General features: G+C 65.9%; 25 protein-coding genes and 1 pseudogene. 10 read left to right on the top strand and 16 right to left on the bottom strand.

Annotated features, from left to right (window positions below):
- Window positions 1–3: 3 nt before the first annotated feature.
- The 3 genes from B0E41_RS16975 to B0E41_RS16965 form a co-directional block, all read right to left on the bottom strand.
- Window positions 4–1491 (bottom strand): hybrid sensor histidine kinase/response regulator, encoded by a 1488-nt coding sequence (locus B0E41_RS16975; RefSeq protein ID WP_077332457.1) that lies wholly within the window; start codon window positions 1489–1491, stop codon window positions 4–6.
- Complete coding sequence (locus B0E41_RS16970) at window positions 1488–2516, bottom strand: histidine kinase dimerization/phosphoacceptor domain -containing protein (protein WP_077332455.1); 1029 nt, start codon at window positions 2514–2516, stop codon at window positions 1488–1490. Before B0E41_RS16970 ends, B0E41_RS16975 begins: the two co-directional genes overlap by 4 nt.
- A gap of 101 nt (window positions 2517–2617) precedes the next feature.
- Complete coding sequence (locus B0E41_RS16965; protein WP_077332453.1) at window positions 2618–3469, bottom strand: ferritin-like domain-containing protein; 852 nt, start codon at window positions 3467–3469, stop codon at window positions 2618–2620.
- A 46-nt stretch (window positions 3470–3515) separates the two neighbouring features.
- On the opposite strand from B0E41_RS16965, the gene B0E41_RS16960 reads away from it, so the two are divergent.
- Both B0E41_RS16960 and B0E41_RS16955 read left to right on the top strand, forming a co-directional pair.
- The gene (locus tag B0E41_RS16960) at window positions 3516–4040 is read left to right on the top strand and encodes a gamma carbonic anhydrase family protein (RefSeq protein WP_077332451.1); all 525 of its coding nucleotides are present in this window, start codon (window positions 3516–3518) and stop codon (window positions 4038–4040) included.
- A gap of 37 nt (window positions 4041–4077) precedes the next feature.
- Window positions 4078–5058 carry an Hsp33 family molecular chaperone HslO gene (locus tag B0E41_RS16955; protein ID WP_077332480.1) on the top strand — a complete coding sequence of 327 codons (981 nt, stop codon included), beginning with the start codon at window positions 4078–4080 and terminating at the stop codon, window positions 5056–5058.
- 130 nt (window positions 5059–5188) lie between these two features.
- Here B0E41_RS16955 and B0E41_RS16950 read toward each other — a convergent pair whose 3' ends face one another.
- The 8 genes from B0E41_RS16950 to B0E41_RS16915 form a co-directional block, all read right to left on the bottom strand.
- Complete coding sequence (locus B0E41_RS16950; RefSeq protein ID WP_077332449.1) at window positions 5189–6391, bottom strand: AGE family epimerase/isomerase; 1203 nt, start codon at window positions 6389–6391, stop codon at window positions 5189–5191.
- Window positions 6388–7071, bottom strand: a complete 684-nt coding sequence (locus tag B0E41_RS16945; RefSeq protein ID WP_253194948.1) for an ATP-binding protein — start codon at window positions 7069–7071, stop codon at window positions 6388–6390. The genes B0E41_RS16950 and B0E41_RS16945 overlap by 4 nt, the downstream gene beginning before the upstream one ends.
- A gap of 8 nt (window positions 7072–7079) precedes the next feature.
- Window positions 7080–7364, bottom strand: a complete 285-nt coding sequence (locus tag B0E41_RS16940) for a septum formation initiator family protein (protein ID WP_077332445.1) — start codon at window positions 7362–7364, stop codon at window positions 7080–7082.
- Window positions 7365–7407: 43 nt separating this feature from the next.
- Window positions 7408–8691, bottom strand: a complete 1284-nt coding sequence (gene eno, locus B0E41_RS16935; RefSeq protein ID WP_077332443.1) for a phosphopyruvate hydratase — start codon at window positions 8689–8691, stop codon at window positions 7408–7410.
- A gap of 32 nt (window positions 8692–8723) precedes the next feature.
- Window positions 8724–9029 carry a DUF1330 domain-containing protein gene (locus B0E41_RS16930; RefSeq protein ID WP_077332441.1) on the bottom strand — a complete coding sequence of 102 codons (306 nt, stop codon included), beginning with the start codon at window positions 9027–9029 and terminating at the stop codon, window positions 8724–8726.
- Entirely contained in the window at window positions 9026–9880 is an 855-nt protein-coding gene (gene kdsA / locus B0E41_RS16925; RefSeq protein WP_077332477.1) for a 3-deoxy-8-phosphooctulonate synthase, read from the bottom strand. Before kdsA ends, B0E41_RS16930 begins: the two co-directional genes overlap by 4 nt.
- A gap of 19 nt (window positions 9881–9899) precedes the next feature.
- On the bottom strand, window positions 9900–11567 hold the full coding sequence (locus B0E41_RS16920) for a CTP synthase (protein WP_077332439.1): 1668 nt from the start codon (window positions 11565–11567) through the stop codon (window positions 9900–9902).
- Between the two features lie 104 nt (window positions 11568–11671).
- A complete protein-coding gene (locus B0E41_RS16915) occupies window positions 11672–12220 on the bottom strand; it encodes a hypothetical protein (protein ID WP_143433874.1) in 549 nt (182 codons plus the stop codon).
- Window positions 12221–12311: 91 nt separating this feature from the next.
- On the opposite strand from B0E41_RS16915, the gene coaBC reads away from it, so the two are divergent.
- The gene (coaBC, locus tag B0E41_RS16910) at window positions 12312–13568 is read left to right on the top strand and encodes a bifunctional phosphopantothenoylcysteine decarboxylase/phosphopantothenate--cysteine ligase CoaBC (RefSeq protein WP_077332435.1); all 1257 of its coding nucleotides are present in this window, start codon (window positions 12312–12314) and stop codon (window positions 13566–13568) included.
- A gap of 853 nt (window positions 13569–14421) precedes the next feature.
- On the opposite strand, the gene B0E41_RS16905 is transcribed toward coaBC, so the two are convergent.
- Window positions 14422–15549: a substrate-binding domain-containing protein gene (locus B0E41_RS16905; protein WP_077332433.1), complete on the bottom strand. Its 1128-nt coding sequence runs from the start codon at window positions 15547–15549 to the stop codon at window positions 14422–14424.
- A gap of 117 nt (window positions 15550–15666) precedes the next feature.
- Between B0E41_RS16905 and B0E41_RS16900 the strand changes: the two genes are divergently transcribed.
- From B0E41_RS16900 to B0E41_RS16890, 3 genes are read left to right on the top strand one after another with little or no spacing between them, the layout of a single operon-like run.
- Window positions 15667–16395 (top strand): ABC transporter permease, encoded by a 729-nt coding sequence (locus B0E41_RS16900; RefSeq protein WP_077332431.1) that lies wholly within the window; start codon window positions 15667–15669, stop codon window positions 16393–16395.
- Complete coding sequence (locus tag B0E41_RS16895) at window positions 16392–17174, top strand: phosphate ABC transporter ATP-binding protein (RefSeq protein WP_077332429.1); 783 nt, start codon at window positions 16392–16394, stop codon at window positions 17172–17174. Before B0E41_RS16900 ends, B0E41_RS16895 begins: the two co-directional genes overlap by 4 nt.
- A 50-nt stretch (window positions 17175–17224) precedes the next feature.
- Window positions 17225–18016: a substrate-binding domain-containing protein gene (locus tag B0E41_RS16890; RefSeq protein WP_253194950.1), complete on the top strand. Its 792-nt coding sequence runs from the start codon at window positions 17225–17227 to the stop codon at window positions 18014–18016.
- A gap of 2 nt (window positions 18017–18018) precedes the next feature.
- Here the strand turns inward: B0E41_RS16890 and B0E41_RS26680 are convergent, their stop codons facing one another.
- Window positions 18019–18762, bottom strand: coding sequence for an AraC family transcriptional regulator (locus B0E41_RS26680; protein WP_171984794.1), 744 nt, complete (start codon window positions 18760–18762; stop codon window positions 18019–18021).
- A gap of 124 nt (window positions 18763–18886) precedes the next feature.
- Here B0E41_RS26680 and B0E41_RS16875 point away from each other — a divergent pair, with 124 nt between their 5' ends.
- The 3 genes from B0E41_RS16875 to B0E41_RS16865 are packed head-to-tail and all read left to right on the top strand — an operon-like array spanning window position 18887 to window position 22080.
- Window positions 18887–19825, top strand: coding sequence for a dihydrodipicolinate synthase family protein (locus tag B0E41_RS16875; protein WP_077332427.1), 939 nt, complete (start codon window positions 18887–18889; stop codon window positions 19823–19825).
- Window positions 19826–19827: 2 nt separating this feature from the next.
- Window positions 19828–20808 carry a proline racemase family protein gene (locus B0E41_RS16870; protein ID WP_290440853.1) on the top strand — a complete coding sequence of 327 codons (981 nt, stop codon included), beginning with the start codon at window positions 19828–19830 and terminating at the stop codon, window positions 20806–20808.
- Window positions 20809–20814: 6 nt separating this feature from the next.
- On the top strand, window positions 20815–22080 hold the full coding sequence (locus B0E41_RS16865) for an FAD-dependent oxidoreductase (protein ID WP_077332425.1): 1266 nt from the start codon (window positions 20815–20817) through the stop codon (window positions 22078–22080).
- On the opposite strand, the gene modC is transcribed toward B0E41_RS16865, so the two are convergent.
- The 3 genes and pseudogenes from modC to modA all read right to left on the bottom strand — a co-directional run bounded on the left by modC (window position 22077) and on the right by modA (window position 24690).
- Entirely contained in the window at window positions 22077–23237 is a 1161-nt protein-coding gene (gene modC, locus B0E41_RS27360) for a molybdenum ABC transporter ATP-binding protein (protein WP_216350772.1), read from the bottom strand. The genes B0E41_RS16865 and modC overlap by 4 nt on opposite strands.
- A 33-nt stretch (window positions 23238–23270) precedes the next feature.
- A pseudogene (gene modB, locus B0E41_RS27355) lies at window positions 23271–23951 on the bottom strand (molybdate ABC transporter permease subunit); the annotation flags it as partial.
- Window positions 23935–24690 (bottom strand): molybdate ABC transporter substrate-binding protein, encoded by a 756-nt coding sequence (gene modA, locus B0E41_RS16855; RefSeq protein ID WP_077332421.1) that lies wholly within the window; start codon window positions 24688–24690, stop codon window positions 23935–23937. The pseudogene modB and the gene modA, both read right to left, overlap by 17 nt.
- Window positions 24691–25143: 453 nt before the next feature.
- Between modA and B0E41_RS26675 the strand changes: the two genes are divergently transcribed.
- On the top strand, window positions 25144–25545 hold the full coding sequence (locus B0E41_RS26675) for a hypothetical protein (protein WP_143433872.1): 402 nt from the start codon (window positions 25144–25146) through the stop codon (window positions 25543–25545).
- Window positions 25546–25612 lie beyond the last annotated feature (67 nt).

Here is a 25612-nt window from a genome sequence, read left to right as displayed (position 1 = left end):
TATTCAGGCGCTCAAGGTGAAGTGGAATGCCGCACCCTTGCCAGGCTCGGAATAGGCCCAAACCCGGCCGCCGTGGCGCATGACGATGCGTTGCACGATGGTCAGACCGATGCCGGTGCCGGCGTATTCGTCTTCGCGGTGCAGGCGCTGAAACGGGCCAAAAAGACGGTTGGCCGACGCCATGTCGAAACCGCAGCCGTTGTCCCGCACGAAGAAGACGGTTTCGCCGTTGAGGGTCTTGGCGCCCACGTCGATCCGCGTGATGTCACTGCGTGCGCAGAACTTCCAGGCATTGCCGATCAGGTTGTCGAGCAGGCTGTGCACGAGCGCCGGATCTGCCATGGCCTCCAGGTTGGGCGAGACGTTCACCTGGGCCACCCTTTGAGGGGCTGCGTCCATCAGCTGGGCGGCGATGTCGGTCGCGAAGGTGCTGATGTTGACCACCCGCAGCTGCATCGGCACCTGGCTCAGCCGCGACATGTGCAGCAGTGCATCGATCAGGGCGCCCATGCGCTGACCCGCGGTGGTGATCCTGGTGGCCAGGTCGAGGCCGTCGGACCCCAGTTCTGTTTCGTGTTGGCCGATCAGCTCACGGCTGAACCCCACGATGGCTCGAACGGGTGAACGCAGGTCGTGCGCCACCGAATAGCTGAAGGCCTCCAGCTCTTTGAGGCTGAGGTTCAGCTCAGAGGTGCGCTCCGCCACCAAGTGCTCCAGGCCTTCGTTGAGCATCTTGAGCCGGATCTCGTTGTTCTTGCGCTCCGAGATGTCCTGCACCACACCGGTCATGCGTTGGCCCGAAGCGTGGCCGGCATCGATCTTGACCCAGCGCGGTGGCAGGCCTTCGACCAGGACTCGGAACTCTTCGCTGAAGTGTTGGAGGGCGCTCAGGCTCTCTTGCAGTTTGCTGGTGATGGCGGCGCGGTCGCTCGCGTCCACCCGAGAAAGCAGGTCGGCCACTGTGTGGGGCTGGTCTTGCGACCAGCCGATCAGATCGGCAGAGCGGGGGGATGTGGTGATGGCGGTGCTGGCCTTGTCGAGCTCCAGCACACCCAGGCTGGCGGCGTCCAGCGCCTGCTGCAACTGACGCTGGCTGTCGACCAGCTCAATTTCCAGTTTGTGGCGCTCGAACGCCATCTGGATCGTGGCATGCAGCTCGCGCTCGGAAAACGGCTTGAGCAGGTAGCCATAGGGGCGGGTCTTTCGGGCGCGCTCCAGGGTCGAGTCTTCCGAATACGCCGTGAGGTAGATGACCGGGATCGCATGGGTCTCCCGCAGCCGGGCGGCCACGTCGATGCCGTCCATGTCGCCCTGGATGTGGATGTCCATCAGCACCAGGTCGGGCAGTGTTTCTTCCACCAGATCAAAACTCTCCTGGCCGGAGACGGCGATGGCCGGCACGTCGTAGCCCAGCTTCGACAGGCGCTGCTGCAGATTGAAGGCGACGATGCTTTCGTCCTCCACAACAAGGATGCGGGCGGGATTGTTCATGCATGACGTCCTAGGGAAAATCGCAGGGTGAAGCAGGTCGGGTTGGCTCGCTGAATTTCCAGTGTGCCTTGCAGCTGGCGGGTCAGCAACTGCACCAGTTGCAGACCGAGAGAACCATTGCGTTCCAGGTTCTGGTCCGGTGGAATTTCGATCCCGTCGTTACTGATCGACAGTTCGACGTCGCCATTTGTTTCCTGCTGGAGCCCCACCCGAATGGCGCCTCGCCGATGGCCCCGGAAGCCGTGTTTGAGCGCGTTGCTCACCAGCTCGTTGACGATCAGGCCGCAGGGAATGGCTTCGTTGATGGGCAACTTGACGTTGTTGGCCGACACTTCCATGGCCACATGCCCACTCACCATGCCGTAAGAGTCCATCAGGGTGGGCAACAGCTCGCCCAGGAACTGTTGGAAGTCGACCTGCGCAAAGTCGTGCGACTGGTACAGCGTCTGGTGGATCATGGACATCGACCGGATGCGGTTCTGGCTGTCGCGCAGCATCGTCACCAAATCCGGGTCGCTGATCTTGAGCACCTGCAGGTCGAGCAGGCTGTGGATCACCTGCATGTTGTTCTTGACGCGGTGGTGCACCTCTTCGAGCAGCAGTTCCTTTTCGCGCAGCGCCTCGTGTATGCGCCGCTCGCTCTGCTTGCGCTCGCTCAGATCAAGGATCACCGACAGGATCATCGGCCCCTCGCCGGTTTCTACCGGGTTGATGCCGATCTCCACCGGGAACTCGCTGCCGTCCTTGCGCAGGCCGCTCAAGTCGCGTCCTGCGCCCATCGGTCGCGCAGTGGCTTCGGCCTGGAACCCCTTGCGATAGCCCGGATGCGCATGGCGGTAGCGCTCGGGCACAAGCACTTCCACCGGTCGGCCCAGCAGTTCCTCGCTCGGATAACCAAATGTGGTCTCAGCCAGCCGATTGAGGCGGGTGATCGTGCCTTGCAGGTTGACGACCACCATGGCGACCGGAATGCGGTCGAACGCCTGCCCCAGGTACTCATCCAGCCGAATATGTTGTTGGGTCATGACCAAAATACTAAGCGGGAATCAGGACGCGCGCACGTGAAATATCGGCAGTTCTACCAGTGGGTCTGGGCCGGTAGTGCCAATCGGTACGTTGTGGCGGCTCAGGCACCGAGCAGGTCGTCGATCTCCTGTTGGGTGAACCCGGCCGAGCGCCTGGCGTCGAGATGGAAAGGGGGCTTCAGGCGGGGGGCGCTGTGCGTGCGCGCCAGCGCGCGGTAATGCGCCACGGGCTCCAGACCCTGCTGCCCGCACAGCCAGCCATACCAACGGTTGCCGATGGCCACGTGGCCGATTTCATCGCTCAGGATCACGTCGAGGATCTCGATGGCGCGCCGTGCCGCGGGTGTGTTGACCTTGCGCAACCGTGCCTGGATCAGTGGCGTGGCGTCGAGCCCGCGCGCCTCCAGCGTGCGGGGCACGAGGGCCATGCGGGCGGTGACGTCGTGCTGCGTCTTCACACACATCTCCCACAGGCCGTCGTGCGCCGGGAGATCACCGTAGTCGAAACCCAGGCTCTGTAGGTGGGTGCGCAGAAGACCGAAGTGCGTGGCCTCTTCGTCGGCCACGCGCAGCCAGTCGCTGTAGAACGGGAGCGGCATGCTGGGGAAGCGCCAGACCGCGTCCAGCGCGAGGTTGATCGCGTTGAACTCGATGTGGGTGATGGCGTGCAGCAGCGCGGCCAGGCCTTCGGGCGTGAAAGGTGATCGGTGCGGAACCGACATGGGTGGCACCAGCGTGGGGCTGATCGGTCGGCCGGGCAGTGATGCACTGTCCAGCGGCGAAAGCGGCGCCTCGGGGTCCGTGGCCTGCATCCGGGCCGCGTCGTCGGGCAGATGGCTCCAGCGATGCCACAGCGCGTGGGCGGCCTCGGCCTTGGCCGACGGGTCGCTCAGGCACAACGCGGTCAGGGCCTGCTCGCGCAGCGAGGGTTCGGCGGGTTTGGACAAGGGCATCCCTACAATTCTAGGTTTGCCGCCCCAACGATCTGGAGACACCCGCATGGCCATCTACGCACTCGACAACCTGAGCCCCCAGGTGGCCCCTTCAGCCTGGGTGGCCGACAACGCACAGGTGATCGGCGACGTGAGCGTGGGCGAGGGCGCGAGCGTGTGGTTCGGCACCACGGTGCGCGGCGACACGGCCCGCATCGTGATCGGCGCGGGCAGCAACATCCAGGACGGCAGCGTGTTGCACGCCGACGAGGGCCTGCCGCTGAACATTGGTGCCAACGTGACCGTGGGCCACCAGGTGATGCTGCACGGCTGCACCATCGGCGACGAGTCGCTGATCGGCATCGGGGCCATCGTGCTCAACGGGGCGAAGATCGGAAAAAATTGCCTGGTGGGCGCCGGGGCGCTGGTGACCGAGGGCAAACAGTTCCCCGATGGCTCCATGATCATCGGCAGCCCGGCCAGGGTGACGCGCCAGCTCACGCCGGAGCAGATCGAGGGCCTTCGCAGGAGCGCGTTGCACTACACCCAGAACGCCGAGCGCTACCGCCAGGGCTTGAAAAAACTCGCCTGACCCCGATCTTCCAGCGTTGATTTTCCGAAAGCACAGATTGTCCGAACTCCACAAATTCATGTTTGAAGGCCTGCCGGTGCGAGGCATGCTGGTGCGCCTCACCGACGCCTGGCAGGACATCCTGCGCCGTCGCGAGCAGACCGGGGGTTACCCGGCGGCCGTGACCGAGCTGCTGGGCGAGATGACGGCGGCGGCCACGCTGATGCAGGCCAACATCAAGTTCAACGGCGCGCTGATCGTGCAGATCATGGGCGACGGGCCGGTGAAGCTGGCCGTGGCCGAGGTGCAACCCGACCTGACATTGCGCGCCACCGCCAACGTGCAGGGCGAGGTGGCGGCCGACGCACCGCTCTCGCACATGGTGAATGTGAACAACCAGGGTCGCTGCGCGATCACCCTCGATCCCAAAGACCGCTTGCCCGGCCAGCAGCCCTACCAGGGCGTGGTGCCGCTGTTTGGTGACCACCATGAAAAGCTGGAAAATCTCAGCGAGGTGATCGAGCACTACATGCTGCAGAGCGAGCAACTCGACACCCGCCTGGTGCTGGCCGCCAATCACGAAGTGGCCGCCGGCCTGCTGATCCAGCGCTTGCCGCTACAGGGCGATGGCAACCTTTCGGGGGCGGGCGCGATGGCGCGCGACGAAGACCAGATCGGCCTGAACGAGGACTACAACCGCATCGCGATCCTCGCTGCCAGTTTGAAGCGCGAAGAGCTGCTCACGCTGGACGCCGAGACCATCCTGCACCGCCTGTTCTGGGAAGAAGACGTGCGCCGCTTCGAGCCGCTGGTCGGCGCCGAGGGGCCCCGTTTTGCGTGCACCTGCTCACAGGAGCGCGTCAGCAACATGTTGCGCAGCCTGGGTCGCGACGAGATCGAATCCATCATCGAAGAGCAGGGCCTGGTGGAGGTGGGTTGCGATTTCTGCGGCGCAAAGTACCGGTTTGACCCGGTGGATGCAGCGCAGGTGTTTTTGCAGCCAGCCATTCAGCCGCCTGCTTCGGGCGGCATGCACTGAGGGCGGTCGGAGCGCGTGCACCGGGCCCAGGATGCCGTGGAACCGGCTTTGCCGGGCCACTGGCATCGTCCCCCTCAGGGGGAAGACGCGTCAGCGGCGCAGGGGGAATCTCTAGGCTTTGCTCAGGGGGTTACTTCAACGCATCCAGAACATCATGGCAGGCGCCCATGGTGTGGTAGTCCACCTTGCCCGCCGGGCTCTTTTCATCACTGATCTTGCTGTTGTCCGCGCGCAGGATGCGCCACCAGGCGCCGTGCTGGTGGTCCACGAAGTGTGCCCAGGCGTAGGCCCACAGCCGGTCGTAGTCCGCCCAGTAGCGCGCTTCGCCCGTGGCCACGGCCAGACGCGCGGCAGCGGCAAACGACTCGGCCTGGACCCAGAAATACTTGTCGCTGTCGCACACGCTGCCGTCGGGCGCGAAACCGTAGAACAGGCCACCGTGCTCGGCGTCCCATGAGGTCTTCATGGCGGTGTCGAAGAAGTGCTGTGCCCGTTGCACCAGCCCGGCTTGCGGGCGACGCTGGTTGAGCAAGAGCAGCAGTTTGGCCCACTCGGTCAGGTGGCCGGGCTGGAAGCCCCAGGGTCGGAAGATGTTGGTCTTGTCGTCCTTGTTGTAGTCCCAGTCCACCGACCAGTCGGCACGGTAGTGCTCCCACACCAGACCCCCGGCCAGCGCGGCCTGGCGCACGGTGATGTGCTCGGCCAGCAGCGCGGCGCGGTCGAGGTAGCGCGCTTCGCCCGTGGCGTCGAACGCGGCGAGCAGGGCTTCGCACAGGTGCATGTTGGCGTTCTGACCGCGGTAGGGCAGCAGTTGCCAGTCGGCGGTGGCTTCGTCGGCGTACAGGCCGTGCGTGGGTTCCCAGAAGCGCTGTTCCAGCAGCTCGAACGTCTGAGCAATACCAGCATGGGCGCCGCTGAGGCCGGCCATGTGGGCGTGCGCGTGGGCCAGCAACACAAACGCCAGGCCGTAGGCGTGGTTGGTGCCGTCGAGCACACGGGCCTGGCCGTCGCGCCAGTCCAGCAGCCAAGCGTGTCCGCCGGTGGCGGGGTTGCGGTGGTGTGAGAGGAAATCAAAGGCGACTTGCAAGGCCTGCCGCGCGATGTCACCGCCCAGGCCGCCACGCACCGCCATGGCGAACGTGACCACGTAGCGGGTGCTGCTCACGAGGTGGCGGGTGTGGGCGTCGTACACACTGCCGTCGTCGCGCAGGAAGTGGAACAGGCCGCCCGCTGGGTCGAGGGCGCGGGGCAGGTAGAAGGCCAGCGTGTCGCCCACATGGGCGCGCAAGAAGTCGGGGGAGCGGAAGTCGGGCAGCGGTGTGGCGGGGATCATGGGGCGGTGTCGTTGTCTGAGTCGTTGTGGTGCTGGCTGAGCAGCTGGGTGAACAAGCGGTGTTCGCAGCCGGGGTCGCTGCACTTGTCGCAATTCCATGGCCGGCGACCCTGCGGCCAGGCGGGGTCGCTGGGTGTCAGGGCTTGGCCCAGGGCCGCGCCGATGGCGCGCAGCGCCTGACGTGACCGCGCTTCGCCCTGACCGTAGACGGTCTGGTAGGGCAACGCAGCGGTTTGCAACTGGTGGCGGATCGCGGCGTCCGTGGCTTCCCGCACCGCGGGACTTTCACGGAACAGGCCGTCGGGCACCCAGGGCAGGTCCAGCCCCATGAGCAGGGTGAGTCCGACGCGGCGCTGCCAGGCAATGGCACCGGGGTAGAGCGACAGGTCGTTGAAATACAGCTCGCTGTAGGCCGCGATCACCAGCGGCGCGGTGTCGGCGATGACCACGCGCACGCCTGGTTGGGCCGCGGCGTCGTCGATGCGACGGGCCTGTTCGGCCGCGAGCGCGGCCTGTTCGTGGGACTGCGGGGCGCGGCCATGCAAGGCACACCAGTCGCGCAGGTGCTCGGGCACCAGGGCGGTATCGATACCTTGATCGGTCAGTTGGCGGTGCAGCGACTGCGCCAGGGTGGTCTTGCCGGTGGACTCGCCACCCAGCAGCGTGACAGTGAGCACCACGGCCGCACTCAGGGTTTGCCGTGGGCGATCTGGACGAAAATTTCGTTGGGCCTGACCATGCCCAGGTCCTGCCGGGCGAGCTCTTCGACCATGCCCAGACCTTCCTGCAAATCACGCACCTCGTTGGCGAGGCGGTCGTTTCGCAGCTGCGCTTCGCGGTTGACCGCGTTCAACACCGACAGCTCGGTTTTCATGCGGTTCACCTTCGGCACGCTGCCCCGGCCAAACCACAGCTGCGCGTGCAGCACGAGCAGCAGAGTGATCAGGAGGCCGGGGATGAAGCGATTCGCCATGGTGAGGGATGATCGGACAGCCGCCCAGGCGGCGGCACCGAGATCACTTCAAGTTATAGAACGCAGCGCGGCCCGGGTACACCGCCACATCACCCAGGTCTTCTTCGATGCGCAGCAGCTGGTTGTACTTGGCCATGCGGTCCGAACGCGACAGCGAGCCGGTCTTGATCTGGCCGGCGTTGGTGCCCACGGCGATGTCGGCGATGGTGCTGTCTTCGGTTTCGCCCGAGCGGTGCGAGATTACGGCGGTGTAGCCCGCGCGCTTGGCCATCTCGATGGCAGCGAAGGTTTCGGTCAGCGTGCCGATCTGGTTGATCTTGATCAGGATCGAGTTGGCGATGTCCTTGTCAATGCCTTCTTTCAGGATCTTGGTGTTGGTGACGAAGAGGTCGTCGCCCACCAGTTGGACCTTTTTGCCCAGGCGTTCGGTCAGGTGCTTCCAGCCGTCCCAGTCGCCTTCGGCCATGGCGTCTTCGATGCTGATGATCGGGTACTTGTCGACCCAGGTGACAAGGATGTTGGTCCACTCTTCGGCGGAGAGCACCAGGCCCTCAGCGTCGAGGTGGTACTTGCCGTCCTTGTAGAACTCACTGGCGGCGCAGTCCAGGCCCAGGGCGATCTGCTCACCGGCGGTGTAGCCGGCGTTGCCGATGGCTTCCAGGATCATCTGGATCGCGGCTTCGTGGTTGGGTACGTTGGGGGCAAAACCACCTTCGTCGCCGACGGCAATGCTCATGCCCTTGTCGTGGATGATTTTCTTCAAGGCGTGGAACACCTCGGCGCCCCAGCGCAGGGCTTCGCGGAAGCTGGGCGCTCCCACGGGGATGATCATCAGCTCTTGCAGGTCGAGGTTGTTGTTGGCGTGTGCGCCGCCGTTGACCACGTTCATCATCGGCACGGGCATCTGCACCGCGCTCATGCCACCGAAGTAGCGGTACAGCGGCAGGCCGGCTTCTTCGGCGGCGGCTCGGGCCACAGCCATCGACACGGCGAGCATGGCGTTGGCGCCCAGGCGACCCTTGTTCTCGGTGCCGTCCAGGTCGATCAGGGTCTTGTCCAGAAAGGCCTGCTCAGAGGCGTCCAGGCCGAGCACGGCTTCGCTGATTTCGGTGTTGATGTTTTCCACCGCCTTGAGCACGCCCTTGCCCAGGTAGCGGCTCTTGTCGCGGTCGCGCAGCTCGATGGCTTCGCGGCTGCCGGTGGAGGCGCCCGACGGCACGGCCGCGCGACCCATGACGCCGCTCTCCAGCAGCACGTCGCATTCGACGGTGGGGTTGCCACGGCTGTCCAGCACTTCGCGGCCGACGATATCAACGATTGCGCTCATGATTTCCTTTCAAAGATGAAATTCAGGGGTGTTCAGAAGACCGGGGCGGCGACGCCCTCGACCAAGACCATGTTGAAAAATTCGGTGGCACCGGCCCGTTTGGCGCGGGCCTGACGGTACAACTCACCTTCGTAGAAGGCCTTGGCCTGCTCGAAACTGGGGAAGCGCAGCATGGCGATGCGCGCTGGCTGCCAGTGGCCTTCCATCACCTCGAACCGGCCGCCGCGCACCAGGTACTCGCCGCCAGCGGCTTTCACGGCAGCCGGCGCCTCGGCCATGTACTGCTTGTACCGTTCCATGTCGCTGATCTGCATGTCGACAATGATGTACGCACTCATTGGAAATGGTCCTCCAGCAGCGGGCTTTTCTTGACGACGGCGTCGAGCGCCACCAGCGTTTCCAGCAGCGCCTTCATGTGTTTCAGGGGCACGGCGTTCGGGCCGTCGGACCAGGCTTCGGCTGGGTTGGGGTGCGTTTCCATGAACAGACCGGCCACCCCGACGGCCACGCCCGCGCGGGCCAACACCGGCACCATCTCACGCGCGCCGCCGCTGACCGCGCCCAGGCCCCCAGGCTTCTGCACCGAGTGGGTCACGTCGAACACCACCGGCGCGCCGGTGGTGCGCATTTCGGCCAGGCTGGTCATGTCGGCCACGAGGTTGTTGTAGCCGAAGCTCACGCCACGTTCGCAGGCCAGAAAACGGTCTTCAGACAGGCCCGCTTCCTTTGCGGCAGCGCGGGCCTTGTCGATCACGTTCTTCATGTCCCAGGGCGCGAGGAACTGGCCCTTCTTGATGTTCACCGGCTTGCCCGACTGGGCCACGGCGCGGATGAAGTCGGTCTGGCGGCACAGGAAGGCGGGGGTCTGCAGCACGTCCACCACGCTGGCCACTTCGGCCACATGCGACGCGTCGTGCACGTCGGTCAGGACGGGCAATTGCAACTGGCGGCGCACCTCATCAAGGATATTCAGACCGGCGTCAATGCCCACGCCTCGCTGGCTGGTGCCCGACGACCGGTTGGCCTTGTCGAACGAACCCTTGTAGATCAGCGGAATGCCCAGCGCGGTGCAGGCCTCCTTGAGCTGGCCGGCGACGTCGAGGGACATCTGCAGGCCCTCGATCGAGCAGGTGCCGGCGATCAGGAAAAAGCGCTGATCCAGGCCGACGTCGAATCCGCAGAGTTTCATGGGCATGTCGCTCAGCCTTTCAGGCCACGGCCTTGAGCTTCTGTCGGCCGTGTTGTTCCACCGCCGCCTTGATGAAGGCGTTGAACAGCGGGTGACCGGCCCAGGGCGTGGACTTGAACTCGGGGTGGAACTGCACGCCGATGAACCACGGATGCACGGCCTTGGGCAACTCCACGATCTCGGTCAGCTGCTCGCGCTGCGTCAGCGCCGAGATCACCAGACCGGCCTTGCGCAGCTGGTCGAGGTAGTTGACGTTGGCTTCGTAGCGGTGGCGGTGGCGCTCGGTGACCACGTCGCCGTAGATGCTGTGGGCCAGCGAGTCTTTGGTCACGTCGGAACTCTGAGCGCCCAGCCGCATGGTGCCACCGAGGTCGGAACTGGCGTCGCGCGTCTGGATGCTGCCGTCGGCGTCTTTCCACTCGGTGATCAGCGCGATCACCGGGTGCGGCGTGGCCGGGTCGAATTCGGTGCTGTTGGCGTTTTTCAGACCGGCCACGTGGCGCGCGTATTCGATGGTGGCGACCTGCATGCCCAGGCAGATGCCGAGGTAAGGCACCTTGTGTTCGCGGGCAAAGCGGGCGGTGTTGATCTTGCCTTCCACCCCGCGCTGGCCGAAGCCGCCGGGCACCAGAATGGCGTCGTACTGCGCCAGCTTCTCAGCGGCGTCAGCGCCTTCCATGGTCTCGGAATCGAGGTGATCGATGGTCACGCGCACATGGTTGCGCATGCCGGCGTGGCGCAGGGCTTCGTTGACCGACTTGTAGCTGTCGGACAGGTCGACGTACTTGCCGACCATGGCGATCTTCACCTCGCCTTGCGGGTGCTCGGTCTCGTGCACCAGATCGTCCCAGCGCTTGAGGCTGGTGGGCGGCGTGTTCAGGCGCAGCTTGTCGCAGATCAGGCCGTCCAGGCCCTGCTCGTGCAGCATGCGCGGCACCTTGTAAATGGTGTCCACATCCCACATGCTGATCACGCCCCATTCGGGCACGTTGGTGAACAGCGAAATCTTGGCGCGTTCCTCTTCGGGAATGCGGCGGTCGGCGCGGCACAGCAGGGCATCGGCCGAGATGCCGATCTCGCGCAGCTTCTGCACCGTGTGCTGCGTGGGCTTGGTCTTCAACTCGCCGGCGGCCGCGATCCAGGGCAGGTAGGTCAGGTGCACGAAGGCCGAGTTGTTCGGGCCCATGCGCAGGCTCATCTGGCGCACGGCTTCAAGGAAGGGCAGGGACTCGATGTCGCCCACCGTGCCGCCGATCTCGACGATGGCCACGTCCACCGCGTCGGGCGTGCCGATGCCAGCGCCGCGCTTGATGAATTCCTGGATTTCGTTGGTGACGTGCGGGATCACCTGCACCGTCTTGCCGAGGTAGTCACCGCGGCGCTCTTTCTCCAGCACCGACTGGTAGATCTTGCCGGTGGTGAAGTTGTTGGTCTTCTTCATGCGCGTTTCGATGAAACGCTCGTAGTGACCCAGGTCCAGGTCGGTTTCGGCTCCGTCGTCGGTGACGAACACCTCACCGTGCTGGAAGGGCGACATGGTGCCCGGATCCACGTTGATGTACGGGTCGAGCTTGATGAGGGTGACGTTGAGGCCGCGCGATTCGAGGATCGCAGCCAGGGAAGCAGAAGCAATGCCCTTGCCAAGGGAGGACACCACACCGCCGGTGACGAACACAAATTTGGTCATGTCTCGGGCGAGCCAGTCGCTCGCAGGAGGTGGAAATGGCGATTATAAAGGGCGCCCTTTTCCTGCCCTCTCAGCCAGCGAAGCCGTCAGTGACCGGCTCGGGTTCAGTTGTTGCGACGCACGCGAAGCAGGAAATTGCGCACGAGCCGGCCGCCACCGCTCGCCTGAGCAGTCACGGTGATCAGGAAGTCTTCGTCGGCCGACGATGTGTTGTCGTAACACTCGGGGAAGCCCTTGCACGACTGGGTGATCAGGCCCGTGGCGGTGTTGATCTTCAGGTTGCTCGTGAGTGCCTTCGCGGCGTTCTCAGCGGCGTTCACACCCTCCACCTTGAACGAGTAGCTCAGGGTCTTGCCCTCGGGTGGCACCGCCGAGGTGTCGATGGCCCAGCGCGACTGGGTGGCTGTGTCTGCGGCGTAAGCGGGATTCTGCGTGCCGAAGTCGGCTTCGGTGCCGGTGTAGAACGAGCCGTTGGGCTTGAGCTTGTCCAGTGGGTGGTAGCTGTCGCTGTCGGCAAACCACAGGTTGGCCAAGGCCCCGCCGGTGGGCGCCGGGCCAGTGTCCTCAGCATCGTCCGAGCCGCCTCCGCAACCCGCCAGTATGACCACCAGGGAGAGGGAAGCCAGAAGGTTCAGATGGCCAGAAATGCGCATGGTATGTGGGTATGGGGAAAGGGGGGACCCGGCGATTATGGCTTCGCTCGAAAGGATGTTGAAAATCATTTCAAACTGCTACATTGCGCCCATGAACGATCTTGCCGGAAAACACATCGTCCTCGGGCTGTCGGGCGGCATTGCCTGCTACAAGGCCGCAGAGCTCTGCCGCACCTTGATCAAGGCCGGTTCCACGGTGCAGGTGGTCATGACCGAGGCGGCCGCCCAGTTCATCACGCCCGTGACCATGCAGGCGCTCTCGGGCCGGCCGGTGTTCAGTTCCCAATGGGACGACCGCACCTCGGCCGGTGTGGACAACAACATGCCGCACATCAACCTGAGCCGGGAGGCCGACGCCATCGTGGTGGCGCCCGCCAGCGCCGACTTCATGGCCAAGCTGCTGCACGGCCGGGCAGACGATCTGCTGAGCCTGATGTGCCTGGCCCGTCCCACCGGCAAGGTGCCACTGATCCTGGCCCCGGCCATGAACCGCGAGATGTGGGCCCACCCGGCCACGCAGCGCAATGTGGCGCAGTTGCGCAGCGATGGCGCCACCGTGCTCGACGTGGGCGCGGGCGACCAGGCCTGCGGTGAAACCGGCGACGGGCGCATGCTCGAACCCGAGGAGCTGCTCTACGAAATTCAACGCTTCTTCACGCCCAAGCTGCTCGCGGGGCAGCAGGTGCTGGTGAGCGCCGGCCCTACCTTCGAGGCCATCGACCCGGTGCGGGGGCTGACCAACCTGTCGAGCGGGAAGATGGGCTTTGCCATCGCGCGCGCAGCGCATGAGGCGGGGGCGCACGTGACGCTGGTGGCCGGGCCCGTGAGCCTGCCGACGCCGCGCGGGGTGGGGCGCATCAATGTGAAGTCGGCGCTCAACATGCAGAAGACGCTCAACGTGCTGAGCCAGTCGGCCACGGTCTTCATCTCGGCCGCCGCCGTTGCCGACTGGCGCCCGGCCGAGACGGCGGTGCAGAAGATCAAAAAGGACGGTTCGGGCCATGTGCCCACACTGTCTTTCGTTGAGAACCCCGACATCCTTGCGGGCATCGCGATGAGCCAGCGCTCGCTCAACAAGATGCTGTTCTGCGTGGGCTTTGCCGCAGAGAGCCAGGACCTGCTGACCCACGCCCAGGCCAAGCGGCTGCGCAAGGGGGTGCCATTGCTGGTGGGCAACATCGGGCCCGACACCTTCGGCCAGGACGACAACGCCTTGCTGCTGGTCGACGAACAGGGCAACACCGAGCTGCCCCGGGCGTCGAAGCTGTCGCTGGCCCGGCAACTCGTGGCCGAGATCGCTCGGCGCCTGCCGGTTCCCGCCGCCGCAGAGCCTGCCAAGGCGTCCTGACAGCGCGCTCCGGGTGCCTTGTGCGCCCCAGAAGACGGCCATATTATCCAATAATAATTGCATGCTTATTTTTGAATGATTGAGGCCGTCAAGGACGGCATCCCGCTCGATGGCGCGAAGACACTGGTATGAAAGGCCCCCGCGTCGCCAGCCGCGCCAAGACAATGGCCGGGTTTGACAGCAACATCGGGAAGTACACCAGCATGGCTTACCTGGAGGCGGAGAAAGAAGCCTTCTGAGTTGGTGTTCTTTTGGGGTTGTTTGAGCCGTTTTTCTTTGGGTGCAACACCTCGCGGCTGCGGCAGGCGCTGTCCGGTGGGGACTCATCCTGGGTGGTCAGCTTCGCCGACTTCGCTGAGCCCACCCGTCTGGGGCCGGCGCGGCCAAACTCTCTTCGTTCGCTTCGCTCCCTCCGTTCAGACAGTGGCCGCGAGTCAGTTGACGAAGCGCGCACTTGCGCGCCCGGCCCCACACGGGCGGACACAGCCACCCCGGAAAGTCGCCCCCACCGCACAGCGCCTGCCGCAGCAATAGACGTTTAGGTATTCCACCGTTCGTGCGCCAACACGTTGTTTGCCAAGGCGTGTGCGCTCAGGCCGCAGCGCGCCATGTGAGGCGCCGAGAAGCGCAGGGGCCGTGGCCGCGCGCGCAGCGCGCTTCGTCAACTGATTCGTCGCCATGTCTGAGCAGAGAGAGCGCAGCGAACGGCGCGAGTTTGGCGACGGGGCCACGGCCGCGAGCATCGCAGGGGAGTCGGTGCGCAGCGCCGGCCGCTTCACTCAAGCGCTGCGGCCTGAGCGCACACGCCTTGGCCGCGAGGTGCGCGATCGAACCTGTCCCTACATGGTGGGTTCTACCTCCACCAAGGCAGCAACCGCTTCATCGCAGCCACCTCCCCACTGTGGTCGGCTGCATAGCCGGGCAGGTGGTTGAGGTGCGACTGCCAGCGTGCGCTGCGCAGCAAGGCCAGCAGCCGTTGCACGGCCGGTTGTTCCAGGGCGGACTTCAAACACACCAGCAGGTAACGCTCTTCGGTCAAAGGCACGAAACCCAGGCCTTGGCTGCGCGCGGCGTACTCGGTGCCCAGGCCCACGTCGGCGTCGCCGCTGGCCACCGCGTGCGCCACCGCGGCATGCGACGACTCCACGCGCTCGAACCCTTGAATGGCCTTGGGGTCGAGACCGCGCTGGGTGAGCAACTCTTCCAGCAGCAAGCGCGTGCCGGTGCCGCGCGCCCGGTTGACAAAGCGCGCACCAAGCTGCGCCACGTCTTCCATATCGCTCAGCCGCAGAGGATTGCCGGGCGCCACCATCAGGCCCTGCGAGCGCCGCGCGAAGCCGATGATCTTGTGGGTGCCGGGCTTGAGCAGCGGGCGGTAGGTGCGCGCGCTCAGGCTGCTCGCGTCGGCGAAGGGCTGGGTGTGAAAACCGGCCAGCAGGCAACGCCCTTCGTTGAGCGCCCGGATCGCATCCACGCTGCCGGTGGAACGGATGTCGAGGTGCAGGCGCTGGTCTTCGGTCGGGGTGGAGGGCAGGGCGGCGGCGAGTTCCTGCAGCTCGATCAACGCGTGGTCGTGGCTGGCGTAGAGCGTGAGCAGCTCGCTGCCCGGGCCGGGCGAGGTGGTCTCGAAGGCGCGTGAGAAGGCGCGCTCCAGTTCGGCGCGCAAGGCCTCCACCTGCGGACCCAGGCGCGCCTGCGCCAGGCGCTCGGCCATCAGCAGGCGCTGGCCAAAGGGCGACAGCTGCGCCGCTTGGCCCCGCTCCCACACGATCAGCTCGTGGCCGAGCTGGGTCTCCCAGTCTTTGAGCTGACCCCACACATGGCGGTACGACAGACCCAGCTGGCGCGCCGCGGCCGAAATCGACCCGTGCGCGCGCACCGCCTGCAGCACGTCCATCATGCTGTTGCGCAGCAGGGCCGGGCCGTTGGGCCGTTCGGGTCGCTCGGCGCTGAGCGAGTAGGACATCTCGATGCGTCTCATGGGCGGCAAGTGTGCCTCAGCGCTTCGGGGATTGGCTTGACCCCTATGCACGCCATTTCATACCTAGTTGCCACGTACTCTCAAAGGCCGTTTGTGCGCTTATGCTGCGGCGCAGCTATGAACACCTTCACCGACAGCGTCACCACCGCGCTGCAACTCATCCTCGACGGCGACGCCGCACTCTGGGCCATCGTGTCGCGCTCGCTCGCGGTGAGCGCCACCGCCTGCCTGCTGGCCTGCAGCATGGGTTTGCTGCTCGGCGCCTGGCTGGCCGTGGCGCGTTTCCCCGGCCGCTCGGTGGTGCTCACGCTGCTCAACACCTTCCTCGCTATTCCCTCGGTGGTGGTGGGCCTGGTGATCTATCTGCTGCTGTCGCGCTCGGGCCCGCTGGGTTTTCTGGGCTGGCTGTTCAGCTTTCAGGCCATGGTGCTGGCGCAGGCCATCCTGGTGCTGCCGCTGGTGACCGCGCTCACGCGCCAGGTGGTGGAGGACGCCGACCGCGACCACGGTGAACAACTCGGCTCGCTGGGCGCGGGTCTGGGCCTGCGCAGCCTGCTCATGGCCTGGGACGAGCGCTATGCGCTACTCACGGTGCTGATCACCGCCTTCGGTCGCGCCGTGTCCGAGGTGGGCGCGGTGATGATCGTCGGCGGCAACATCGACGGCTTCACCCGCGTCATGACCACCGCCATCGCGCTCGAAACCAGCAAGGGCGACCTGCCGCTCGCGCTCGGGCTGGGCCTCGTGCTGCTGGCCGTGGTGCTGCTGCTCAACAGCGGGGTGGCGCTGCTGCGCCGCTGGCGCGAACACCTCGACGGTGGCGATCTGCGCATGGCCACCACATGAGGATCGAGCAACCCGGCGTCGGTCCCACCGCCAGCGAACTCGAGCGCAAGCCGGTTGTGCTCACGCTGAAGGCGGTGCACGTGAGCCTGGGCCCAGCCGCGCAGGTGGAGGCGCTGCGCCAGATCACCCTGTCCATCCAGGCGGGCGAGCGCGTCGCGCTGGTCGGCCCCAACGGCTGTGGCAAGAGCACCCTGCTGCGCGCGCTGCACGGCTTGCTACCCATCGCATCCGGCGAGCGGCAGGTGCCTCGGGCCTCGCGCATCGCCATGTTGTTCCAGCGCCCACACATGCTGCGCATGTCGGTGCGGCGCAACCTGCAGCTGGGCCTGTGGCTCAGCGGCGTGCCCTGGGGGCAGACGCGCGAGCGCGCGCACCAGGCGCTGGCCCGGGTGGACTTGCTTCATCTGGCGGAGCGCAACGGCCGCGCGCTCTCGGGCGGGCAGCAGCAGCGCGTGGCGCTGGCGCGTGCCTGGGCCCTCCAGCCCGACGTGTGGCTGCTCGACGAGCCCACCGCCAGCCTCGATCCGCACGCCAAGCGCGACGTGGAGGCGCTGATCGCCGACTTCAGCGACGAGGTGCCCGCCCCGCACCGACTGCCGCCCACGCTGGTGTTCGCCAGCCACAACCTCGGCCAGGTCAAGCGCCTGGCCAGCCGCGTCATCTACCTGGAGCAGGGGCAACTGCTGGCCGACCTGCCCGTGAATCATTTTTTCAACCACGCCTTCCTGGAGGCGCACTGCCCCCAGGCCCATCTGTTCGTCAAAGGAGAAACACAATGAATTTGAATCATCCCCGCCGCACCATGGTGCGACTGCTGGTCGCCGCCGGTATGGTGTCTGCTGGCCTTCTGGCCAGCAGCTCCGCGCTCGCGCAGAGCAGCATCGTCGTGGCGTCCACCACGTCCACCGAACAGTCGGGCCTGTTTGGTTACCTGTTGCCCGAGTTCAAGAAGGCCACCAACATCGACGTGAAGGTCGTGGCGCTGGGCACCGGCCAGGCCATCGACATGGCGCGCCGCGGCGATGCCGATGTACTGTTCGTGCACGACAAGGTGGCCGAAGAGAAGTTCGTGGCCGACGGCTTTGCTGCCAAGCGCCAGGAGGTCATGTACAACGACTTCGTGCTGATTGGCCCCAAGGCCGACCCGGCCGCCACCAAAGGCAACGACATCGTGGCCGCGCTCAAGAAGGTCGCCACCGGCAACGCGCCCTTCATCTCGCGTGGCGACAAGAGCGGCACGCACGCCGCCGAGCTGCGCTTCTGGAAGATGACCGACACCGACGCCAACAAAGGTTCGGGCTACAAAGAATGCGGTTGCGGCATGGGCCCCGCCCTCAACATCGGCGCCAGCAGCGGCGCCTACGTGCTGGCCGACCGCGGCACCTGGCTCAACTTCAAGAACCGCGCCGACATGGTGGTGCTGGTCGAAGGCGACAAGCGCCTGTTCAACCAGTACGGCGTGATGCTCGTGAGCGCCGCCAAACACCCGCAGGTGAAAACCGCCGACGGCCAGAAGTTCGTCGACTGGGTGACCGGCGCCGCTGGGCAGAAAGTCATTGCCGACTACAAGATCGGTGGCGAGCAGCTGTTCTTCCCGAACGCGGCCTCAGCCGCCCGCTGACTTCACTTCATCGCTCTGTACGCTGACGGCGTGAGCCCCACCGATTTGCGGAACTGGCGTGTGAACGATGCCTGGTCGGCGTAGCCACACGTCAGAGCGACTTCGCTGATCGGGTCACGCGAATGGCGCAACAAGTCGCACGCCCGCTCGATGCGCGCCCGAAGCACGTACTGCCCCGCCGTCACACCAAACAGGCCGCGAATGCGCTGGTCCAGCTGAAACACCGACAGGCCGGCCAGCGCGGCCAGCTCTTCCAGCGGCAGGGGTGAGTCCAGGTGCTGCGCAACGTGCTCGATGACGCGCGACACCGCAGCCGCCTCCTTCGTGGAACCCATGGGCTGCTGGATGTCGCGCGACAACCCGGCCAGCCCGACGATGCGGCCTTGCGGGTCGGTGACCGCCACCTTCCAGGTGAGGCACCAGCCCGGTTGCCGGTTGCCGTACAGGTGCAGCTCCAACTGAGCATTGATCGGAGGGCCGCCTTGCAGGACGCGTTGGTCCTGTTGCGAAAACCCGGAGCCCAGCGGGAGCGGGAACACCTGTTCCGCCGTCTGGCCGATCAGTTCCGCCTTGTGCTCGAAGCCGCAGCGCTGAACCAGGGTGTGGTTGACCGCCGTGTAGCGCCCCTGCGTGTCCTTCAGGAAGAACACGGTGTCGGGCACGTGGTCGAACAGCAGGTCGCCCCGGAAGAACCCGTGGTCGATCAGGAGCCCTGGTGACAGGGGCGCTGGCAGAGAAACATCCATGGCATTGAGGCCCGACCGTTTGTGCAATTTCCCCAGTCGGCGCCCCACTTTCCGACAAGACATGGCGCGCCCAAACTGCGAGACTGCCGGCAGCTTAACAGTCACTTGAACGGAGCAACCACCCATGAGCAGCAGCATTTTCAGCGGCACCATCCCCGCCTTGATGACCCCTTGCACGCCCGACCGGCAACCGGATTTCGACGCCCTGGTCCAGACCGGCCGCGACCTCATTGGCGCCGGCATGTCGGCCCTGGTGTACTGCGGTTCCATGGGCGACTGGCCCTTGCTGAGCGACGAGCAGCGCATGCAAGGCGTCGAGCGCCTGACCAACGCCGGCCTGCCCGTGATCGTGGGCACCGGGGCGCAGAACACGGCCCGCGCCAGCGCGCTGGCCGCCCACGCCAAGGCCTGCGGCGCCAAGGGGCTCATGATCATTCCCCGCGTGCTGTCGCGCGGCAACTCGGCGGCGGCCCAGCGCGCCCACTTTGCCGACATCCTCACCGCTGCGGTCGACCTGCCCAGCGTGATCTACAACAGCCCCTACTACGGCTACGAAACCAAGGCCGACCTGTTCTTTGAGCTGCGCTCGCGCTTCCCCCACCTGATCGGCTTCAAAGAGTTCGGCGGCGCGGCTTCGTTGCGTTACGCGGCGGAGCACATCACCTCGCGCGATGCGGGCGTGACGCTGATGGTCGGTGTGGACACGCAGGTGTTCCACGGCTTCGTCAACTGCGGCGCGAAGGGCGCCATCACCGGCATCGGCAACGTGCTGCCCAAGGAAGTGCTGCAACTGGTGGCCCTTTGCGAGCAGGCGGCCAGCGGCGACGTGCTGGCCCGCCAACAGGCGCTTGAGCTGGAGGCGGCGCTGGCGGTGCTGTCGTCTTTTGACGAAGGCGTGGACCTGGTGCTGTACTTCAAGCACCTCATGGTGCTGCAGGGCCACGCGGAATATGCCCTGCATTTCAACCCCAGCGATGCGCTGTCGGACAGCCAGAAGAACTACGCCACGGGCCAGTTCGAACTCTTCAAACGCTGGTACGCCAGCTGGCCAGGGAGGGCCTGAACATGACACCGAAGATGGCACCGAACATGACGCGCATCGAGATGCAGGTCATCGACTCCCACACCGAGGGCGAGCCCACGCGGCTGGTGGTGGCCGGTGGGCCTCCGCTGGGCAATGGTTCCTTGATCGAGCGCAAAGCCCTTTTTGCCCGCGACTTCGACCACTACCGCGTGCTGGCCGCCAACGAGCCGCGCGGCTACGACGCGGTGGTCGGCGCCCTGTTGTGTGAACCGGTGGACAGCAGCTGCGCCGCCGGCCTGATCTTCTTCAACAACACCGGCTACATCGGCATGTGTGGCCACGGCACCATCGGCGCCGCCGTCACGCTCGCCCACATGGGTCGCATCGGCCCGGGCGTGCACCGCTTCGAAACACCGGTCGGCGTGGTGAGCGTGGACCTCCGGTCCGCCAACGAAGTGACGATCCAGAACGTCGAGAGCCAGGTCTTCCGGCGCGAGGTCGAGATCGACGTGCCCGGCCTGGGCCGCGTGGTGGGCGACGTGGCCTGGGGCGGCAACTGGTTCTTTTTGTGCCACAGCACGCCCTGCGAGCTGACGCTGCAGAACGTGGGCGAACTCACCCGCCAGGCCGAGGCCGTCAAGGTGACGCTGGTGCGCGACGGCATCACTGGGCGTGATGGTGCCGAGATCGACCACATCGAGTTCTTCGGCCCCGCGGTGGCCGCCGACGCGCACAGCCGCAACTTCGTGCTGTGCCCCGGCGGCGCCTACGACCGCTCCCCTTGCGGCACCGGCACCAGCGCTAAGCTGGCCTGCCTGGCCGCCGCCGGCAGGCTGCAACCGGGCGACACCTGGGTGCAGGAAAGCGTGATCGGCAGTCGCTTCGAGGCCAGCTACCAGCCCACGGAACACGGCGTCATCCCCAGCATCACCGGGCGCGCCTACGTCACCGCCGAAGCGCGGCTGATCGCCGACCCGGCCGACCCCTTGCTGCCGGCGGCGTTCCGCGCGGCAATGGCCTGACAACGCATGACATCTGCCCCTCAAACCGAGCCCGCCAGCGCCGATGTGGCGGTGGTGGGCGCCGGCATCATCGGCCTCTCGGTGGCGATGCACCTGGTGGCCCAGGGCCGCTCGGTGCTGCTGATCGACCGCAAAGGCATTGCCCTCGAAACCAGCGCCCAGAACGCCGGTGCGCTGGCCTTTTCCGACATCCTGCCCCTGGCCTCGCCGCGCATCCTGCGGCAGGCACCGCGCTGGTTGCTCGACCCGCTGGGGCCCTTGGCCATCCGCCCGGGCTACGCGCTGCAGATGCTGCCCTGGCTGCTGCGCTTCGGCCTGGCCAGCCGGCCGTCGGCCTACCGGGCGAGCCTGCAGGCGCAGACGCAGCTGATGCAGCTGGCCGCGCCCGCGTTTCACGCCATGCTGGCGCGCGCGAAGGCATCGCACATGATCCGCCAGGACGGCTCCTTGCAGGTCTATGAAAGTGATGCCGAGTTCCGCTCCAGCCTCGCGGGCTGGCAGCTGCGCGCCGAAGCGGGCATCGCCTTCGAGCATGTGAAGGGCGAGCGGCTTCGGGCGCTGCAACCGGGCCTCGCCAGCTCCATCATTGCGGGCACCTTCGTGCCGCACTGGGAAACTGTGAGCGACCCGTTCGAGGTGGCTTCGGCGCTGGGGCGCCATGTGATGCAGACGGGCGCCGCCTGGTGCCAGGGGGAGGTGCGGTCTATCGCCGTGCGCGAGGGTGGTGTGAAACTGCAGCTCGCTCAGGGCGAGGCCGTGCGTGCCAAGCAGGCGGTGATCGCCACCGGCGCGTGGTCGCGCCATCTGGCGGCCCAGTTGGGCGATGCCATCCCGCTGGACACCGAGCGCGGCTACAACACCACGCTGCCGCCCGGGGCGTTCGACCTCCAGCGCCAGATCATTTTTGGCGCCCACGGTTTTGTGGTCACGCCGCTGTCGACCGGCATCCGGGTCGGTGGAGCGGTGGAACTGGGCGGGCTCAAGCTGCCGCCCAACTTCAAACGGTCGGCCCACATGCTGGAGAAGGCCTCGCGCCTGCTGCCGGGGCTGCAAACCGAGGGCGGCACGCAGTGGATGGGCTACCGCCCCTCGCTGCCCGACTCGCTGCCCGTCATCGGGCACGCCAGGGCGAGCCGGCAGGTGGTGTATGCGTTCGGGCACGGGCACCTGGGCCTGACGCAAAGCGGCGCCACCGGGCAGCTGGTGGCCGAGTTGCTGTCGGGGCAAGCACCGTCGATTCCGCTCGAACCCTTCCGGCCCGACCGGTTTTAACGCACCATCGCCACGCCCTTGATCTGCGCATAGACCGCCAGGCCGGGCGCGATGCCCAGCCGCTCGCAAGAGAGCCGGCTGATGCGCGAGAGCAGGCGCGTGCCTTGCCCCAGGTGCAGCCCCACCAGCACCTGGCCCGGGCCGTCTTCGCTCACCTCGGTCACCGTGGCAGGCAGGATGTTGAGCACGCTGGTCTGCTCGGGCAACACCCGCGAGATGCTCACGTCACGCGCCTGGATGCGCACGCGCACCGGCGTGCACTCGGGCAGCGGCGTGGCCCGCGTCTGCGGCAGCAGTAGCGTACCGCCGTCAAAGCGCAGCTCACACAAACCGCTCTCGCTGTGCAGCCCGCAGGTGACGGCCTCCACCAGCGCGCCCGCGCTGTCGCCGTGCGCCAGCGGCAGGTCGGCGCGGGTCATCAGCTCGATCACCGGCCCCTGCGCCAACACCTGGCCCTGCTCCAGCAGCACCACGTGGTCGGCCAGCCGCGCCACCTCGTCCACCGAGTGCGTCACATACACCACCGGCAAGTCCAGCGCCTCGTGCAGTTGCTCCAGCCACGGCAGTATTTCGGCCTTGCGCGCCGCATCCAGCGCGGCCAGCGGCTCGTCCATCAGCAGCACGCGCGGGCTCGCGGCCAGGGCGCGGGCGATGGCCACACGCTGGCGCTCGCCGCCTGAGAGCTCGTGGGGCCGGCGGCTCAGTAGGTGGTGGATGCCCAGCAGATCCAGGCCGTGGTCCCAGCCGTGGCGGCGCTCGGCCGCGGGCGTGCGGTCAAAGCCGAAACGCAGGTTGCCCTCGACCGTGAGGTGCCCGAACAGGCTCGCCTCCTGAAACACATAGCCCACGGCCCGGCGGTGCACAGGCACGAAGAGGCCGCGCTCGCTGTCTTGCCACACCTGGCCGCCCACCACCACGCGGGCCCGGGCCGAGGGCTCCAGCCCGGCGAGTACGCGCAGGCAGCTCGTCTTGCCGCTGCCCGAGGGGCCGAAGAGCACGGTGATGCCGTGGGCGGGCAGCTGCAGGCTCACGTTCAGCGTGAAGCCGGGGCGCTGCAGGTGGGCTGTGAGTTGCAGGGCATCCCCGCTTACTGGACCACCTTCGCCCTGCGGGCTCCGGTGCGAGCTGGCTTGGGAACGGCCCGGCGCTGCGCTCATGCGCGCCCCCCGTTCGCAGAGCCAGAGCGCCCGCCCGTTGTAGAGCTGCAGCGCCAGCAGCACCACAAAGGCAAAGCCCAGCATCACGGCGGCGAGGCGGTGCGCGTCGGCGTATTCGAGCGCCTCCACGTGGTCGAAGATCTGCACCGACACCACGCGCGTCACGCCCGGGATGTTGCCGCCCACCATCAGCACCACGCCAAACTCGCCCACCGTGTGGGCAAAACTCATGATGGTGCCGGTGATCAGGCCGGGCTTGCACAGCGGCAGCACCACGTTGAAAAACGTGTCCAGCGGCGAGGCGCGCAGGCTGGCCGCTGCCTCCAGCGGCCGCTCACCCAGCGCCTGCATGCTGTTCAGCACCGGCTGCACCATGAACGGCAGCGAATACAACACCGAGCCCACCACCAGCCCGGCAAACGTGAAGGGCAGGGTGGGCAGGCCCAGCGCCAGCATTGCCTGGCCCAGCGGCCCTTGCGGCCCCAGCGTGACCAGCAAATAAAAGCCCAGCACCGACGGCGGCAACACCAGTGGCAGCGCCACCAGCGCCCCCACCGGCTTCACCCACCATCGCCTCGAACGCGCCAGCCACCAGGCCAGCGGCGTGCCCAGCAACAACAAAATCAGCGTGGTCAGCCCGGCGACCTGAAGGGTCAGCCAGATCGCCTGGAGATCGCTCGGGGTCAGCAGCACAGCCTCAAACCCCGTAGCCATAGGAGCGGATCAGCTCCTTGATGTTCGGGCTCTGCAGCAGCTTGATGAGGGCTTGCGCCGCCTCGTTGTTTTCGCCGCGCTTGAGCACCACCGCGTCCTGGCGGATCGGGTCGTGCAGCGCCGGCGGCACCACCCACATCGAGCCCTCCTTCATGCGCCCACCCACCAACACCTGCGACATCGCCACAAAGCCCACATCGGCGTTGCCGGTCTTCACAAAACCGAAGGTCTGGCCGATGCTCTCGCCTTGCACCAGCTTCGGCGCGAGCGCCGCACCCAGGCCCAGTCGTCCTATCACCTGCACCGCCGCCGCGCCGTAGGGGGCGGTCTTGGGGTTGGCGTAAGCCACCTTGCCCAGGTCGGCCGCCTTCAGCACCTCGCCTTTCGCGTCCACCCGGCCCGCCTTGACCGACCACAGCACCAGCTGGCCGGTGGCGTAGGTGAAGCGGGTGCCGGGCTGCGTGAGGCCGTCTTTCTCAAGCATCTCAGGCCGTTCGTTGTCGGCAGAGAGGAACACATCAAACGGCGCGCCGTTTTTGATCTGCGTGTAGAACGCGCCGGAGGCACCGGTGGAAACCTTCAGCGTGTGGCCCGTGGTCTTTTCCAGCACGGCGGCGATGGCCTTGATGGGCTCGGCGAAGTTGGCGGCGACGGCGATCTGGGCTTCGGCGGCGTGGGTTGTGGTGTGGGCGAGCGCGGCGAAGAGTATGGCGGTGAGATGGCGGATTGGCAGGGGCATGGTGACCTCGTATCGGTGTGGGGCACGGCCTCGGCGGCTCGTTATCCAAAAATGGAATAGCGAGTGTAGCGGTGGTCGTCCGGACGTGGCAGGCGAAGCTGCACCTGCGGTTGTTGTTTGGCCAGCCCCTTGACTGCCCGATGTACACTAATTCGGCAGAAATGAATCAGAGTGCGCGTGCAAATGCCCAATAAATTGTGAACCGGGCATCATCTCCCTTCAATAGCATCCGGAAGGCGTTGGCCTGCGGACCGGTCTGGCCAACAGGTTGGTGTCTGATTTTAATTGCTCTGAGCAGGCCCGGATCTGCTGGATTGATTCAATGCTTTTCATTTCGTAGCAATTGATTGTCGGGGTACCGAAGAGGTGGCGGTACTGCCCTTGTGATCACCGCTTCGTTGGCTGTCGGCTACGGGTGAATGATCGTGGAAATTTCCTGAATGGAATTATTTTATGTTTGGTGTGCCGAAATTTGCCCTGACCGCAGAAAATTCATCATGGGGCACAAGAGTCATCCTGTCATTGGCTGGATCTGTGCTGCTTTCCGCAGGCTTTGCTGTTTATCTTCTCGGAGCCCCGGTTCTGGATGTGGACAATACAGGCTGGATATGGGGTGATCTGTCTCTGATGCACTTGGCATGGGTGCAATTTCTTGCTGGTGATGAAAAGGGGTGGTTGTCCACCACGGCTTTCTCTTTTCCGCTGTCGCTCGGTGTTGCACTTTTTGATCCGTTGCCGATCTTTCTGCTGGCGGCTCAATCGTTGGTTTCTGTTGCTGATATTGAACGACAGTATCTAGGGAACGTCTGCAGAACCGTCGCCACTGGCACGGGATGTGCGAGATTGACGTTATGAAACAGATGAGCCTGAGCGAGAGCGGATTCGAGCGCAAGACCAAGAGAACGCGCAAGCGCGAGTTCCT

The sequence above is a fragment of the Hydrogenophaga sp. A37 genome (assembly GCF_002001205.1).
GTDB lineage: Bacteria > Pseudomonadota > Gammaproteobacteria > Burkholderiales > Burkholderiaceae_C > Hydrogenophaga.
Note: the sequence above shows the minus strand (reverse complement) of the source record. Positions and strands in the feature narration are given on the sequence as shown.

Excerpts from the sequence above, each read along its gene's own strand:
- B0E41_RS16975 (WP_077332457.1), bottom strand. The coding sequence starts at position 1,491 with ATGAACAATCCCGCCCGCATCCTTGTTGTGGAGGACGAAAGCATCGTC.
- B0E41_RS16970 (WP_077332455.1), bottom strand. The coding sequence starts at position 2,516 with ATGACCCAACAACATATTCGGCTGGATGAGTACCTGGGGCAGGCGTTC.
- B0E41_RS16965 (WP_077332453.1), bottom strand. The coding sequence starts at position 3,469 with ATGCCCTTGTCCAAACCCGCCGAACCCTCGCTGCGCGAGCAGGCCCTG.
- B0E41_RS16960 (WP_077332451.1), top strand. The coding sequence starts at position 3,516 with ATGGCCATCTACGCACTCGACAACCTGAGCCCCCAGGTGGCCCCTTCA.
- B0E41_RS16950 (WP_077332449.1), bottom strand. The coding sequence starts at position 6,391 with ATGATCCCCGCCACACCGCTGCCCGACTTCCGCTCCCCCGACTTCTTG.
- B0E41_RS16940 (WP_077332445.1), bottom strand. The coding sequence starts at position 7,364 with ATGGCGAATCGCTTCATCCCCGGCCTCCTGATCACTCTGCTGCTCGTG.
- eno (WP_077332443.1), bottom strand. The coding sequence starts at position 8,691 with ATGAGCGCAATCGTTGATATCGTCGGCCGCGAAGTGCTGGACAGCCGT.
- B0E41_RS16930 (WP_077332441.1), bottom strand. The coding sequence starts at position 9,029 with ATGAGTGCGTACATCATTGTCGACATGCAGATCAGCGACATGGAACGG.
- kdsA (WP_077332477.1), bottom strand. The coding sequence starts at position 9,880 with ATGAAACTCTGCGGATTCGACGTCGGCCTGGATCAGCGCTTTTTCCTG.
- B0E41_RS16920 (WP_077332439.1), bottom strand. The coding sequence starts at position 11,567 with ATGACCAAATTTGTGTTCGTCACCGGCGGTGTGGTGTCCTCCCTTGGC.
- B0E41_RS16915 (WP_143433874.1), bottom strand. The coding sequence starts at position 12,220 with ATGCGCATTTCTGGCCATCTGAACCTTCTGGCTTCCCTCTCCCTGGTG.
- coaBC (WP_077332435.1), top strand. The coding sequence starts at position 12,312 with ATGAACGATCTTGCCGGAAAACACATCGTCCTCGGGCTGTCGGGCGGC.
- B0E41_RS16905 (WP_077332433.1), bottom strand. The coding sequence starts at position 15,549 with ATGAGACGCATCGAGATGTCCTACTCGCTCAGCGCCGAGCGACCCGAA.
- B0E41_RS16900 (WP_077332431.1), top strand. The coding sequence starts at position 15,667 with ATGAACACCTTCACCGACAGCGTCACCACCGCGCTGCAACTCATCCTC.
- B0E41_RS16895 (WP_077332429.1), top strand. The coding sequence starts at position 16,392 with ATGAGGATCGAGCAACCCGGCGTCGGTCCCACCGCCAGCGAACTCGAG.
- B0E41_RS16890 (WP_253194950.1), top strand. The coding sequence starts at position 17,225 with ATGGTGTCTGCTGGCCTTCTGGCCAGCAGCTCCGCGCTCGCGCAGAGC.
- B0E41_RS26680 (WP_171984794.1), bottom strand. The coding sequence starts at position 18,762 with ATGGATGTTTCTCTGCCAGCGCCCCTGTCACCAGGGCTCCTGATCGAC.
- B0E41_RS16875 (WP_077332427.1), top strand. The coding sequence starts at position 18,887 with ATGAGCAGCAGCATTTTCAGCGGCACCATCCCCGCCTTGATGACCCCT.
- B0E41_RS16870 (WP_290440853.1), top strand. The coding sequence starts at position 19,828 with ATGACACCGAAGATGGCACCGAACATGACGCGCATCGAGATGCAGGTC.
- B0E41_RS16865 (WP_077332425.1), top strand. The coding sequence starts at position 20,815 with ATGACATCTGCCCCTCAAACCGAGCCCGCCAGCGCCGATGTGGCGGTG.
- modC (WP_216350772.1), bottom strand. The coding sequence starts at position 23,237 with ATGAGCGCAGCGCCGGGCCGTTCCCAAGCCAGCTCGCACCGGAGCCCG.
- modA (WP_077332421.1), bottom strand. The coding sequence starts at position 24,690 with ATGCCCCTGCCAATCCGCCATCTCACCGCCATACTCTTCGCCGCGCTC.
- B0E41_RS26675 (WP_143433872.1), top strand. The coding sequence starts at position 25,144 with ATGTTTGGTGTGCCGAAATTTGCCCTGACCGCAGAAAATTCATCATGG.